Genomic DNA, 13,004 nt, shown 5'->3' with positions numbered 1-13,004 from the left:
CGTGCTGGTGGTGTCCGCCCGCTGGGGCTTCCCCCTCGCGGTGGCCATCTCGGCGGCCAGTGCCGCGGCCTATGCGTGGTTCCACGCCAGCCAGAGCACCGACAGTGCCGCCCCCAGGGTCGTCGTCTTCCTCGTGCTCGCATTGCTCACCAACGCCCTGGTCGGCCAGGCGCGCCTGCACGCACTCGAGTCCGACCAGCGTCGCCGAGAGGCGAATCTGTCCGCGGACCTCGCCCGGACCGTGCTGCGTGCCGCGGACCTCCCGGAGGCGTTGACCGCGGCGGGTATTCGCCTGACCGAGGTGCTCGACCTGCCCGCACCGGGGGCTGTTCTCGGTGACGCCGACGCCCCACCGGGTCCGGGGCAGCAGCGCATCGCTTTGCTCGATCGCGGACGTTCGGTCGGGTCGCTATTGGTGCCGGCCGACCTCGACCCCGCCGACCGGCGCCGTGTCACGCGCATGGTGCCCAGCCTCGAAGCGCTCCTCGCCGCCGCTCTCGACCGCCAGGCACTCAACGACCGGACCGTCACGCTCGCCCGCCAGCAGGTGGCCCTGCGGCGAGTCGCGACCGCGGTCGCCTCACGCGCCGAACCCGATGAGGTCTGCGGAATCGTCGCAGCCGAACTCGCCGACGAGCTGGGCGTCGAACACGTCACGGTCATTCGATACACCGACGAAGCGCACTGCGAAGTCCTTGCCGCACGCGATGATTCGACGGAACTGACACTTTCCGTCGGCGAACGGTTGGCACTCGGCGGCACCAACGTCTCCACCCTAGTCGCCGACACCGGGGAGATGTCGGTCCTCGACTATTCGACGGCGAGCGGCCCCATCGCCGATCGACTCGAGCCCCGCGGTCTCCGTACCGGAGTGGGCGCGCCGATCACCGTCGACGAACGACCCTGGGGCGCAGTCATCGTCGGTACCACCCACCGGTCCGTGCCGTCGGAGTTGCGTTTGCGGCTCGGCGATTTCGCCGATCTGGTGGCGACGGCGATCTACAACAGTGAGGCGCGGGCGGCGCTGACCCGTTCGCGCGCCCGCGTCATCGCCGCCGCCGATCAGGCCCGACGCACGATCGAACGCGACCTGCACGACGGTGCGCAGCAGCGCATCGTGTCCCTCGGACTCGACATCCGCGCCCTACAGGCCTCAGTGCCCGACGACCCGACCGAGGTGCAGGGTCGGCTCGACGCCGTTGTCGACTCCCTCGCTCACATCCACCGGGACCTCCAGGAGTTGTCCCGGGGAATCCATCCCGCGATCCTCTCCCGCGGCGGGCTCGGCCCAGCACTGAGGACGTTGGCGAGACGGTCGTCGGTGCCGGTGACACTGCAGGCACACGACCTCGGCCGGATGCCGAAGACGGCCGAGGTGACCGCGTATTACGTTGTGGCCGAATCACTCACGAACACCGCGAAGTATGCACAGGCGTCCGAGGTCGTCATCTCGGCACACGTCGACGAGGACACTCTCACCCTGTCGGTGACCGACGACGGCATCGGCGGCGCCCTGCCCGAGAAGGGTTCCGGACTCATCGGCCTCCGCGACCGCGTGGAGGCGGTGGAAGGCGAACTCGTCATCGACAGCCCGTCGGGGAACGGCACCACCGTGCGGGCGCGAATCCCGCTCGCCGAGACCTCGACTACCGGCTAGCCGGTAGAGCGGCCACCGGCCAGCCTCCGTGACCTGTCCGAACTCGTCGAGGCGCTTGATCTCCGCGACCTCGTCGTGGTCGGCCACTCCACCGGCGGTGGTGAGGTGGTGCGGTATGCGGCGAAGTACGGCAAGGATCGCGTCGTGAAGGTGATCACCGCCGGCGCCATCCCGCCGCTGATGCTCCAGACCCCGGACAACCCGGAGGGGACCCCGATCGAGGCCTTTGACGAGATCCGCGCCAACGTGCTGGCCGACCGGTCCCAGTTCTGGAGGGACCTCGCCGAGTCGTTCTACGGCGCGAACCGCAAGGGCTCCAATGTGTCCCAGGGTGCCAAGGACGACTTCTGGCGGCAGGGCATGATGGCCAACCTCTCCGCCGTCTACGACTGCGTCAAGGCGTTCTCCGAGACCGACCAGACCGAGGACCTGAGGGCACTCGACGTGCCGATCTTCATCGCACAGGGCGACGACGACCAGATCGTGCCGATCGCCGCCGCCGCCGAAAAGGCGATCAAGCTCGTCCGCGACGGCACCCTCAAGGTGTATCCCGGTGCGCCGCACGGTATCTACGGCGACTACCAGCACGAGCTCGACAACGACATCCTCAAATTCATCGCCGACTGAGCCCGCGCGCCGACACCCCAGGAGACATCATGAATCCGCCGAAGAACGACACCACCGTCGGACACGAGACCCCCACCGTCGGCAACCCGGACCTCCCGCCGGAGGGCAGCGTCAACACCGTTCGACCACCCGCGCAGCACCGAGATGCGCGGTCCCCGCAATCCGGCGATCGACAGCCAGTTCCCCGACCAGATGGATCCGCCCGCGACGGACGTCAGCACGCAGCCGTTCTTCTGGTCGTCGTTCAACATATCGTCGCGCCGAATCCAGGCCGGCGGTTGGGCTCGCGAACTCACCCAACAGGACTTCGCGATCTCCGAGGAGATCGCCGGGGTCAACATGTTTCTCGAACCGGGCGGAATCCGCGAACTGCACTGGCACCAGACCTCCGAGTGGGCGGTGATGACCCGCGGCCGCGTCCGCGTCACGACGCTCAGCCGGTCCGGCAAGCCCAGCGTCGAAGACGTCGAGGAAGGCGACCTCTGGTTCTTCCCCGCCGGCACGCCGCATTCACTGCAGGGCCTCGGCCCCGACGGCGGCGAGTTCGTCCTGGCCTTTCACGACGGCGAGCAGTCGGAGAGCAACACGCTGCTGCTCACCGACTGGTTCGCGCACACCCCTCCGGAGGTGTTGGCGAAGAATTTCGGTGTGGCGCAGGAGGTGTTCGACGACATCCCGCTGCACAACCTGTGGATCTTCCCCGGCGACGAACCCGGCGACCTCGCGGCCGGCCAGGACACCGCCGGAGTCGAGTGGGGGGCGAGCGAACCGGTCATCTTCCGGTTGTCGCGGACCAAGCCGGTCGTCGAGAACAGCGGCGGCAGCATCCAGATCGCCGACAGCACCAACTTCCCGGTGTCGAACACGGTCGCAGCCGCGCTGGTGAGCATCGAACCAGGGTCCATGCGTGAACTGCACTGGCATCCGAACGCCGGCGAATGGCAGTACTACCTGCGGGGTCAGGGCCGGATGACGGTGTTCAACACCGGCCCGCACGCCAACACCACCGACTTCCGCGCCGGGGACGTCGGCGTCGTCCGGCGCAACTACGGCCACTATGTCGAGAACACCGGTGACGAAGTGCTGCAGTTCCTCGAGGTGTTCCGCGCCGAGAAGTACGAGGAGGTGTCACTGGCCCAGTGGCTGAGCCACGTCCCGCCGAAGCTGCTGGCGCAACACCTCAACATCGACGAAGCGACCCTGGCCACGTTCCCGAGGGGTGCGCAGGGGATCACTCCCCTGCGCTGAGGGAACCGGTGGAACGACGACGGCGACGACCGCACTGGTCGCCGCCGTCGTTGTCTGTTCGCGTTTACATCGTCAGTTGAACTGGACGACCACGGTGGCGCGGCCGAAGATCCGGCGGTCGCCCTGCTTCGCCGTGATCGCGATGGTGCCGCGCCGGGTCTCCGGGTCGAGCGACTTGACCTTGCCGGTGAAGTCGACGGCAGCGCTGTCGTCGGCCGGGACGTAGACCGGGCTGGTGAACCGGACGCTGTACTCGCAGAAAGCGGCCGGGTCGCCGATGAACTCCGACACGAAGCTGGCGCCGAGGCCCATCGTCTGCATGCCGTGGGCGACCACGTCGTCCATCCCGGCCGCGTTGATCACGTGGTCGGAGAAGTGGATCGGGTTCGGGTCGCCGGCGACGCCGGCGTAGTTCGACAGGTTGCCGCGCGTGAGGAAGTACCGCTTCGGCGTCAGTTCCTGCCCGACGGAGAGGGTGTCGAAGTTCACCGCAGCGTACGCACCGGGGCTCTGGGTCGGGTCGGGCAGATCGTAGCGACCGGCCTTGGCGTCGACGGTGTGCCCGGGATCGCCGATGGCATCGATCTTGATCATCACGTGATCGAGGGAGGCCTCGAGCTCGGGGTCGACATCCATGCCGGGGCGTGCGGCCAGCGAGGTCCAGGTGGTCATGACCGGCTCGTCGTGCTGGTTCCAGATGACGTTCTTGGTGACCATCAGGTCGATCATCTCGGGGCTGCTGACGTGGCGGAACGACTCGAGCGAGACGTCGCAGATCAGGCGGTCCCCGACCTTCATCGGCTGGTGGTAGACGAGGCGCTGGTCGGTCTGCATGATCTGCCACATGTCGTAGCCGGTGATCACGTCCTCGAACAGCTTGCGCTGGGCGATGATGCCGAGTACGGAGACGTAGGTGGGTGCGGCGATCAGGGTCTCGTGGCCGTACTCGCGTGCGCCCTTCTCACTCCAGTGGGTGGGGTGCGCGTCCTGTACGGCCATCGCGTGCTTGCGGACCTCTTCGCGACCGATCTCGTAGTAGTCGTCGACGGTGTAGTGGAAGCCGACAAGCGACTGCGTGTGCGCGGCGATCTCCTCGGGGGTGAGCTTGGCGCCGCCGTTCTTCGACTCGGCGATCCGCTCCTGGAGGTCTGTTCCACCCGCGTCTGACATCTGACCACTACTCCCTTCGCATGACCGGTCGGGAGGGGCCCGGACCGGACTACGTGGGCCGAAAGTCGACGACCCACCCGCGCCGCGCTGCGCGTGTTGTCTCGATTGAGTTTATTGAGTTGTGCGAGGCACCTGCGACGGGCGACCACCTGGCCCGGTAACAAGCAAAACGAGCCGCCTCTTCGCAGAGGCAGCCCGTGTGCTGGTTCTTATACCGGAATCGCCGACTGACGTCGCTTAGCGCGATTCCTTGTGCGCCTGGTGCTTGCCGCAGTTCGGGCAGAACTTCTTGATCTCGAGGCGATCGGGATCGTTGCGGCGGTTCTTCTTGGTGATGTAGTTACGGTGCTTGCACACCTCGCATGCCAAGGTGATCTTGGGGCGAACATCTGTTGAGGAGGCCACTTGATTGCCTTCTTTCGAGTGGTACGTGGTCGGGTTCGGCAGTTCCCTCAGGGCTTGCGACCCTTGCGCTCGGTTCCGGTCGGACCCGATGTGTAGCGGTGGAGGGACTCGATCCCTCGACCTCACGATTATGAGTCGTGCGCTCTAACCAGCTGAGCTACACCGCCCCGCGGACTTGTCGTCCAGCGAGCCCCCTGACGGAATCGAACCGTCGACCTTTTCCTTACCATGGAAACGCTCTGCCGACTGAGCTAAGGGGGCGTGCCCCGGGCATTTCTGCTCGAGAGCCTTAACGAGGTTACACACTCATGTCCGTGCTAGACAAATCGCAGGTCAGAGACCGTCTGTCAGGCAGTTTTCATGAACGCTCACCACGTTCGTGGCAGGTATAGGATTCGAACCTATGTAGCTTGCGCGACGGATTTACAATCCGCTCCCTTTGGCCGCTCGGGCAACCTGCCGTGCTGCTCCCACGGCCGCCGTGACGGTCGTTCGAACAACGCGGTGAAGAATACAACGAACCATACGTCCACACGCAAACCGGCTGGTCAGCGCCCCGCTGTCGGCACCTCCCGGCCGGCCTGACGCACCGCCGCCGACCGAGCCACGTCCCATCTCTCGGTCGGGCCACGTCGAAACCCCGGCCACACACCCGGTCCGCCCGAGGCGATGACATAACCTGTCGGACATGGCTGATTCATCGTTCGACGTGGTGAGCAAGGTCGACCGTCAAGAGGTCGACAACGCCCTCAACCAGGCTGCCAAGGAGCTGTCGCAGCGCTACGACTTCCGCGGCACTAACACCGGTATCGAGTGGTCCGGCGAGGAGACGATCGTGATCACCTCCGACGCCGAGGAGCGTGCACAGGCCGGTCTCGAGGTGTTCAAGGAGAAGCTGATCCGCCGGGACATCTCCCTGAAGGCGTTCGACGCCGGCGAGGTCGTGGGGTCGGGCAAGACCTTCAAGATCAGCGGCAAGCTGGTCCAGGGCATCGACTCCGAACACGCGAAGAAGATCTCCAAGAAGATCCGCGACGAGGGCCCGAAGGGCGTCAAGGCTCAGATTCAGGGTGACGAGCTCCGTGTCTCGAGCAAGAAGCGCGACGACCTCCAGGCCGTGATCTCCCTGCTCAAGGGCGAGGACTTCGGTATCGCCCTGCAGTTCGTCAACTACCGCTGATCACCAGGCCACATCCCCGCCCGCCATCCGTGCCGGGCGGGGATGTCGTTATCCACCCCGCCCCCACGAACGCCCGGCGGCCGGAACTGTGTGCAAGATCGCACCGGGGCCCGTCGGAAACCCAAACGGACACTGCGTCGTTTGACTGACTGAGGCGCCTTTCATTTCCCGGATTCGGCGCACGACAGACGAGGACCCCCGATGCATCTCAACGGATTGAAGACCGCGGCCCTGCTGGGTGTGATGTCGGCGATCATCGTCGGGATCGGCGCGTTGTTCCGGAGCCCCCTGATCCTGTGGGGCTCGGTGATCGTCGCCGTGGGCATGAACGCCTACGTGTACTTCAACAGCGCGAAGATGTCGCTGAAGGCGATGCACGCCCAGCCCGTCACCGAGCTGCAGGCGCCCGTCATCTACCGGATCGTGCGTGAACTGGCCACCGCCGCCCACCAGCCGATGCCTGCGCTCTACATCTCTCCAACCGAGTCCCCGAACGCCTTCGCGACGGGCCGCAACCCGAAGAACGCCGCCGTGTGCTGCACGACGGGGATCCTGCAGCTGCTCGACGAGCGCGAGCTGCGTGCGGTGCTCGGGCACGAGCTGTCGCATGTCTACAACCGCGACATCCTGATCAGCTCGATCGCCGGCGCCATGGCCGCGGTCATCAGCGGCCTGGCCAACTTCGCGATGTTCATGGGTGCGTTCGGCGGGCGCGACAACGGCCCCAATCCGCTCGCGATGATCCTGGTGGCGTTCCTGGGACCCATCTCGGCCACGCTCGTGAAGATGGCCGTCTCGCGGTCGCGCGAGTTCCAGGCCGACGAGTCGGGCGCCGAGCTGACCGGCGACCCGCTCGCGCTCGCATCGGCGCTGGCGAAGATCTCCGGCGGGGTGCAGGCCGCACCGCTGCCGCCGCAGCCCGACATCGCCGCGCAGTCGCACATGATGATCGAGAGCCCGTTCCGGGCCGGCGACCGCATGGCGAAGATGTTCTCCACCCACCCCCCGACCGCCGAACGCATCCGGCGTCTCCAGGAGATGGCCCGCAACGGGCGGTGAACGTCTACCCGACGCGGTCGATGGTGTAGTCCACCAACGACGAGAGCGCCTTGTGCGCCGGGGTCTCCGGCAGCTCGGCGAGCATCGCGTGGGCCTCGTCGGCGAAGCTCTGCAGCTTCGCGCGTGCCGCGGCCATGCCGGCCGACGATTCGAGCAATTGGAGAGCCTCGGCGACCTCGGCGTCATCGGTGAGCGGGCGTGAACCGCCGTCGGATCCGACGAGGAGTTCGCGCAGCCGCGCCGACGTGGCGTCGTCGCCGGTGAGTGCGTAGAGGACAGGCAGGGTGTGGACGCCCTCGCGCAGGTCGGTGCCCGGCGTCTTGCCCGAGTCGACCGAGACCGAACTGATGTCGATGATGTCGTCGGACACCTGGAAGGCGACGCCGACGATGTCGCCGATCTTGGAGAGTCTTTCGATGTCGTCGGTGGTCGCGCCGGAGGCCATCGCGCCGAAGCGTGCGGCGGCCGCGATCAGCGAGCCGGTCTTCTCCCACACCACCTGCAGGTAGTGGTCGATGGGGTCCGCACCGGGCTTCACCCCGACGGTCTCCCGCATCTGGCCGGTGACGAGTTCGGCGAAGGTCTCGGCGATGATGCGCACCGCCTCGGGCCCCAGCGTCGACACCAGGCGCGAGGCACGGGCGAACAGGAAGTCGCCGGAGAGGATCGCGATGGAGTTCGTCCAGCGGGCGTTGGCGCTCGGGGCGCCCCGCCGCATGGAGGCCTCGTCCATGACGTCGTCGTGGTACAGCGTCGCGAGGTGGATCATCTCCACGACGGTGGCCGAGGTGATCACGTCCTCGGAGTCGGGACGCGGCCCGAACTGCGAGGCGAGGATCGCGAACATCGGCCGGAACCGCTTGCCGCCGGCCTTGGCCAGGTGCGTCGCCGCCTCGGTCATGACCTCGTCCCCGGATGAGAGCTCACCCAGCAGCAGGTCCTCGACCTTCTGCAACGAGGAGCGCACCGTTTCGGCGAACTCATCCGATACCAGGTCCAACCCGGCGAATGTGGACTTCACAGCTACGCCGCCCCATCTCGTCTGATCCGGCTAATGTGTGTCGGCGGAGGCCCGAGTGTCCTCGTGACCCCACCTGCCTGCCGAGCCTATCCGGTCCGGGGTACGGACATACTGTTCGGGTGAGCCCTGAGAATTCGACGCCCCGGGATGTCTCCTACCCCGATCACGCCGACGTGTTGGTGGTCGGCGCGGGACCGGGCGGATCGGCGGCGGCAGCACATGCCGCGGCGGCCGGTCGCGACGTCGTCCTGGTCGACGCCGCGGTGTTCCCGCGTGACAAGACGTGCGGCGACGGACTCACCCCGCGCGCCATCGCCGAACTCGACTCGCTCGGCCTCGGCTCTCTGGTAGCCGACCGGCCCCGCATCGACGGGCTACTCCTCAACGGGTGGGGCGCGCGTCAGCAGGTCCGCTGGCCGTCGGGCCGCTTCCCCGCGTACGGCAGTGCGGTCGCACGGACCGAGTTCGACGACGCGATCCGCGCGCACGCGGTCGGCAAGGGCGTCCGAATGGTGCAGGGCGCCAAGGCGGTCGACGTCACCATGGACGGCGACCGGGTCGGCGCGGTGACGTTCTCCGCCGGCGGCACCACCCACACCGTGCGGGTGGGTGACCTGATCGTCGCCGACGGTGTGCGGTCGGGACTCGGCAAAGCCCTTGGGCGCGAATGGCATCGGGACACCGCCTACGGGGTCGCGGCGCGCGCCTATGCACCGTCGGCCCGCGCCGACTCCCATTGGATGGGTTCACATCTGGAGTTGCGCGGTCCCGACGGCGAACTCCTTCCCGGTTACGGCTGGGTGTTCCCGCTCGGCGGTGCCGACGGCGGCGCCGGTGGCGGACTGGTGAACGTCGGCGTGGGCGCGCTCGCGACCGCGAAACGACCGGCGCACATGGCACTTCGCCCGATCCTCGAGCACTACGCGGCGATGGTCAACGACGAATGGGCCCTCGGCGGACCGCCGGTCCGCATCGCATCGGCGCTGCTGCCGATGGGCGGCGCGGTGACCGGCGTCGCCGGCCGCAACTGGGTACTCATCGGCGACGCCGCCGCATGCGTCAACCCGCTCAACGGCGAGGGAATCGACTACGCGATGGAGACCGCCCGGCTCGCCGTCGAACTTCTCGGCGCCGACGACTACACCGACCGCTGGCGCGACATCCTCGTCGGCCACTACGGACTCGCGTTCTCGGCTGCCCGACGCCTCGCCGGACTCCTGACGATGCCGCAGACCGTGCCCACGCTCGGTCGCCCCGGCATCCGGTCCCCGCAGCTGATGTCTCTGGTCGTCCGCGTCATGGGCAACCTCATCACCGACGAGGACGCCGACCTCGTGGCGCGCGCCTGGCGGACCGTCGGCCGCATCTCCCACCGTCTCGATCCGCGGCCGCCGTTCGCCTGAGGGCCCGAACTCCCGCGGGTGCGTTTACCTCCCGCGGTGTCGTTTCCTTCCCGCGTGCGCTATCCGGCAGGCGGGAAGGAATTGGTCCCGCGGGAAAATCTGCGACGTCTCACCACCCCAGGTACCCAATGAGACGTTCAGGCGGTACTGTTCCAACAGTGTGGCGCCGACCACATCGTGCAAGAATCGAGACCACCGCCGACCCCTGGAGATGGAACATGTCCACTGCATCCACTCTCGCCACCCGCGCCAAGCACGCCGTCCAGAACCGGGTGGCGCAGCGCTATCACCTGCGTGGCGACATCGATCGCATGGACGCCGACAACGACCCCACGGCCGTCGCCCGGGCGCTGGCCACCCAGGAGTTCCCCTGGGGCATCACCCAGGCGCTGAGCTTCGCACTGTTCCGCACGTACGCCGTACCGTCGATCGGTGACCTGCTCTACAAGACGAGCCAGTTCACCGAGTCGACGCAGAAGCGCTACGACGACACGGTCCTCCTGCTCGACGCCCCGATCGAACACGGCGTCGACAGTCCCCTCGGCCGCGCCGGCATCCGACGCATCAACCAGATGCACGGCATGTACGACATCCCCAACGGCGACTTCCTCTACGTGCTCTCGACCTTCGTGGTGTGCCCGGTCGAGTGGGTCAACGCCTACGAGTGGCGCAAGCTCACCAACCACGAGGTCCGCGGCCTCACGAACTACTACCGCCGCGTCGGGCAGCTCATGGGCATCAAGGACATCCCGGAGACGTACGAGGGTTTCAAGCAGTTCTACGAGGACTACGAGACGGCCAACTTCGCCTTCAGCGCCGACGCCCTGGCCGTCGCGGACTCGACGCTGGACCTGCTGGGCACCTTCATGCCCTACAAGCTGCTCCCCCGCGCAGTGGTGCGCCGGATGTCGTTCGCGCTCATGGACGATCGACTGCTCACCGCATTCAAGTACCCGAAGCCGACCCTCGTCGAACGCATCCTGGTACGCGGCGGCCTGAAGGCCCGTGGCCTCGCGATCCGGTTGTTCTTCCCGCCGCGGACCGAGCCGCTGTTCGGCCGCCAGACCAAGCAGGTCCGCAGCTACCCCAACGGTTACCGCCTCGAGGAACTCGGCACCTTCGGCGCGGGCTGCCCGGCACCGAAGGGCGAGAAGGCCGGCGCCGCAGGCTGCCCGGTTCCGCATGAACTCCTCACCGAGGATGCGCAGCAGGCCGCCGGTTCCTGATCCACCTCAGGGAGCGCTGGGCGACGAGCCTCAGGCTCGCGCGGAGTGGATCGCGGCGATTCCGCCGGTCATGTTCTGCCAGCGCACCTGGTCGAAGCCCGCTTCGCGGATGAGGTCGCCGAGGGCGAACTGGTCGGGCCAGGCCCGGATCGATTCCGCGAGATAGACATACGCGGCCGGGCTGCTGGACACCTTGGTCGCGACCGCGGGCAGCGCCTTCATCAGGTACTCCATGTACACGGTGCGGAACGGCTTGAGGGTCGGCGTCGAGAATTCGCAGATCACCAGTCGCCCACCGGGTTTCAGAACCCGACGCAGCTCGGCGAGGGCCTTGGGGACGTCGTTCACGTTGCGGAGGCCGAAGGAGATGGTGGCTGCGTCGAAGGAGTTGTCGGCGAACGGGAGCGACAACGCGTCGGCCGCGACCTTGGGTACGTTGCGGTGGGCGCCGGCCTTCAGCATGCCGAGTGAGAAGTCGGCTGCGACACAGTGCGCACCCGACGAGGCGAGTTCGACGGTCGACACCGCGGTTCCCGCGGCGAGGTCGAGGACGATGTCGCCCGGGCGCAGATCGAGCGCCTTGCGGGTCTTCTTGCGCCACCCGCGATCCTGTCCGAAGGACAGCACGGTGTTGGTGATGTCGTAACGGCGGGCGACGCCGTCGAACATGGCCGCGACCTCGGCCGGGTCCTTCTCCAGACTTGCTCGCTGAGGTGGGTTCGCGCCCGTGGATGCCATGGCAGTCACGCTACCGCGCACCGACGGTGTGATGACCGCGAGGTGGGCCCGGCGACTCTGGTCGCGCTCAGGCCGGCCGGTCGAGAGCCGCGACCCCGGCACCCGTCACCGACCGGTAGTGGTCGACGAGTTCGGCACACACCGCCGGCCACGTCCGTGTTCGCACCGCCTGGACGGCCGCCCGCCCGAATGCGGCACGCACCGCGTCGTCGTGCAGCGAGTCGACGACCGCGGGAAGCATCTTCTCGTACCGCGCGACCTCGAGCAGATAGCCGGTGCGGAACGTCGTCACCAGATCGCGTGGCCCACCGGCGTCGGGTGCGATGACCGGCAGGCCGCTGGCCATCGCCTCCTGGATCGTCTGACAGAACGTCTCGTGTTCGCCGGCATGCGCGAAGACGTCGAAGGATGCGTAAGCGCGGGCCAGCGCCTCGCCGCGGAGTTCACCGGTGAACACCGCGTCCGGCAGCAGCCGTTCGAGTCGGGCACGTTCGGGACCGTCGCCGACGACCACCAGCCGCACCCGAGGATCTCCCGACAGTCCCGCCAGCCGCTCGACGTGCTTCTCCGGCGCCAGCCGACCCACGAACCCGCACACCAGCGCGTCCTCCTGGCCGCGTGACCACTCGGCGCGCAGCGCACCGCTACGCCGATCGGGCGAGAACAGGTCGAGGTCGACGCCCCGGCCCCACCTCCGCAACCGCGGTACCCCGCGCGCGGCGAGAGCGTTCATCGTCTCGGTCGACGGGACCAGGGTCAGATCGCACATCTCGTGCAGTTTCCGGGTGTAGCGCCAGGCCGCCTTCTCGACCGCGCCCAGCCGGTAGGCCGAGGCGAACCCGGCGACGTCGGTCTGGAAGACCGCGACCGTCGGCACACCCAGCGCCCGTGCCGCCGCGGCACCCGCAGCTCCCACCACGAACGGGGAGGCCAGGTGCACGACGTCGGGCGCGAAGTCGCGCAGTACCCGGTACAGCAGCGGCAGCGGCACCCCGACCGGCAGCGACGTCACCCGCGGAACCCGCACGGCCGGCACGAGATGCACCGGCGTACGCCGGCCGACCGTCCGTGGCGCCGATGCACATCCCCGCGGCGTGTCCGGGGCGATGACGACCACCTCGTGGCCGGTGGACTCCAGATGATCGACGACCCGCAGGACGGAGTTGACGACCCCGTTCATCTGCGGGAGGAAACTCTCGGCGACGATCGCTACGCGCATACCCCGACCCTGCGCCTCCGATCTGACCGGCAACGACGCAGCGCGTGACAC

11 protein-coding genes, 3 tRNA genes and 1 pseudogene are annotated in these 13,004 nt (G+C 67.7%); 7 read left to right on the top strand and 8 right to left on the bottom strand.

Annotated elements, in window-relative coordinates; genetic code table 11:
- The first annotated feature begins 1 nt into the window (after position 1).
- The 3 genes and pseudogenes from RVF83_RS10580 to RVF83_RS10570 all read left to right on the top strand — a co-directional run bounded on the left by RVF83_RS10580 (position 2) and on the right by RVF83_RS10570 (position 3,532).
- Complete coding sequence (locus tag RVF83_RS10580; RefSeq protein WP_005199633.1) at positions 2-1,657, top strand: sensor histidine kinase; 1,656 nt, start codon at positions 2-4, stop codon at positions 1,655-1,657.
- Positions 1,658-1,684: 27 nt separating this feature from the next.
- A pseudogene (locus RVF83_RS10575) lies at positions 1,685-2,284 on the top strand (alpha/beta fold hydrolase); the annotation flags it as partial.
- A 144-nt stretch (positions 2,285-2,428) separates the two neighbouring features.
- On the top strand, positions 2,429-3,532 hold the full coding sequence (locus tag RVF83_RS10570) for a cupin domain-containing protein (RefSeq protein WP_005199631.1): 1,104 nt from the start codon (positions 2,429-2,431) through the stop codon (positions 3,530-3,532).
- A 72-nt stretch (positions 3,533-3,604) separates the two neighbouring features.
- Here RVF83_RS10570 and RVF83_RS10565 read toward each other — a convergent pair whose 3' ends face one another.
- The 5 genes from RVF83_RS10565 to RVF83_RS10545 form a co-directional block, all read right to left on the bottom strand.
- Positions 3,605-4,702: a fused (3R)-hydroxyacyl-ACP dehydratase subunits HadA/HadB gene (locus RVF83_RS10565; RefSeq protein ID WP_005199630.1), complete on the bottom strand. Its 1,098-nt coding sequence runs from the start codon at positions 4,700-4,702 to the stop codon at positions 3,605-3,607.
- A 237-nt stretch (positions 4,703-4,939) separates the two neighbouring features.
- Positions 4,940-5,107 (bottom strand): 50S ribosomal protein L33, encoded by a 168-nt coding sequence (rpmG, locus tag RVF83_RS10560; protein WP_003929651.1) that lies wholly within the window; start codon positions 5,105-5,107, stop codon positions 4,940-4,942.
- Between the two features lie 93 nt (positions 5,108-5,200).
- Positions 5,201-5,274 (bottom strand) — tRNA-Met (locus RVF83_RS10555).
- Between the two features lie 21 nt (positions 5,275-5,295).
- Positions 5,296-5,368 (bottom strand) — tRNA-Thr (locus RVF83_RS10550).
- A gap of 119 nt (positions 5,369-5,487) precedes the next feature.
- Positions 5,488-5,568 (bottom strand) — tRNA-Tyr (locus RVF83_RS10545).
- A gap of 227 nt (positions 5,569-5,795) precedes the next feature.
- Between RVF83_RS10545 and RVF83_RS10540 the strand changes: the two genes are divergently transcribed.
- Entirely contained in the window at positions 5,796-6,287 is a 492-nt protein-coding gene (locus RVF83_RS10540) for a YajQ family cyclic di-GMP-binding protein (RefSeq protein WP_005199629.1), read from the top strand.
- A 201-nt stretch (positions 6,288-6,488) separates the two neighbouring features.
- On the top strand, positions 6,489-7,346 hold the full coding sequence (gene htpX / locus RVF83_RS10535) for a zinc metalloprotease HtpX (RefSeq protein WP_005199628.1): 858 nt from the start codon (positions 6,489-6,491) through the stop codon (positions 7,344-7,346).
- Positions 7,347-7,350: 4 nt separating this feature from the next.
- Here htpX and RVF83_RS10530 read toward each other — a convergent pair whose 3' ends face one another.
- Positions 7,351-8,367 (bottom strand): polyprenyl synthetase family protein, encoded by a 1,017-nt coding sequence (locus RVF83_RS10530; protein WP_005199627.1) that lies wholly within the window; start codon positions 8,365-8,367, stop codon positions 7,351-7,353.
- A gap of 119 nt (positions 8,368-8,486) precedes the next feature.
- Here RVF83_RS10530 and RVF83_RS10525 point away from each other — a divergent pair, with 119 nt between their 5' ends.
- A complete protein-coding gene (locus tag RVF83_RS10525) occupies positions 8,487-9,770 on the top strand; it encodes a geranylgeranyl reductase family protein (RefSeq protein ID WP_005199626.1) in 1,284 nt (427 codons plus the stop codon).
- A 218-nt stretch (positions 9,771-9,988) separates the two neighbouring features.
- Positions 9,989-10,996 carry an oxygenase MpaB family protein gene (locus tag RVF83_RS10520; RefSeq protein ID WP_005199625.1) on the top strand — a complete coding sequence of 336 codons (1,008 nt, stop codon included), beginning with the start codon at positions 9,989-9,991 and terminating at the stop codon, positions 10,994-10,996.
- A gap of 30 nt (positions 10,997-11,026) precedes the next feature.
- Here RVF83_RS10520 and RVF83_RS10515 read toward each other — a convergent pair whose 3' ends face one another.
- Both RVF83_RS10515 and RVF83_RS10510 read right to left on the bottom strand, forming a co-directional pair.
- A complete protein-coding gene (locus RVF83_RS10515; protein WP_005199624.1) occupies positions 11,027-11,734 on the bottom strand; it encodes a demethylmenaquinone methyltransferase in 708 nt (235 codons plus the stop codon).
- A 67-nt stretch (positions 11,735-11,801) separates the two neighbouring features.
- The gene (locus RVF83_RS10510; protein WP_005199623.1) at positions 11,802-12,953 is read right to left on the bottom strand and encodes a glycosyltransferase family 4 protein; all 1,152 of its coding nucleotides are present in this window, start codon (positions 12,951-12,953) and stop codon (positions 11,802-11,804) included.
- Positions 12,954-13,004: the final 51 nt, after the last annotated feature.

The organism is Gordonia rubripertincta (assembly GCF_038024875.1).
Lineage (GTDB): Bacteria > Actinomycetota > Actinomycetes > Mycobacteriales > Mycobacteriaceae > Gordonia > Gordonia rubripertincta.
Note: the sequence above shows the minus strand (reverse complement) of the source record. Positions and strands in the feature narration are given on the sequence as shown.

Bases quoted from the DNA above. Each gene is read 5' to 3' on its own strand.
- RVF83_RS10570 (WP_005199631.1), top strand. From the start codon at position 2,429: ATGCGCGGTCCCCGCAATCCGGCGATCGACAGCCAGTTCCCCGACCAG.
- RVF83_RS10565 (WP_005199630.1), bottom strand. From the start codon at position 4,702: ATGTCAGACGCGGGTGGAACAGACCTCCAGGAGCGGATCGCCGAGTCG.
- RVF83_RS10540 (WP_005199629.1), top strand. From the start codon at position 5,796: ATGGCTGATTCATCGTTCGACGTGGTGAGCAAGGTCGACCGTCAAGAG.
- htpX (WP_005199628.1), top strand. From the start codon at position 6,489: ATGCATCTCAACGGATTGAAGACCGCGGCCCTGCTGGGTGTGATGTCG.
- RVF83_RS10520 (WP_005199625.1), top strand. From the start codon at position 9,989: ATGTCCACTGCATCCACTCTCGCCACCCGCGCCAAGCACGCCGTCCAG.
- RVF83_RS10515 (WP_005199624.1), bottom strand. From the start codon at position 11,734: ATGGCATCCACGGGCGCGAACCCACCTCAGCGAGCAAGTCTGGAGAAG.
- RVF83_RS10510 (WP_005199623.1), bottom strand. From the start codon at position 12,953: ATGCGCGTAGCGATCGTCGCCGAGAGTTTCCTCCCGCAGATGAACGGG.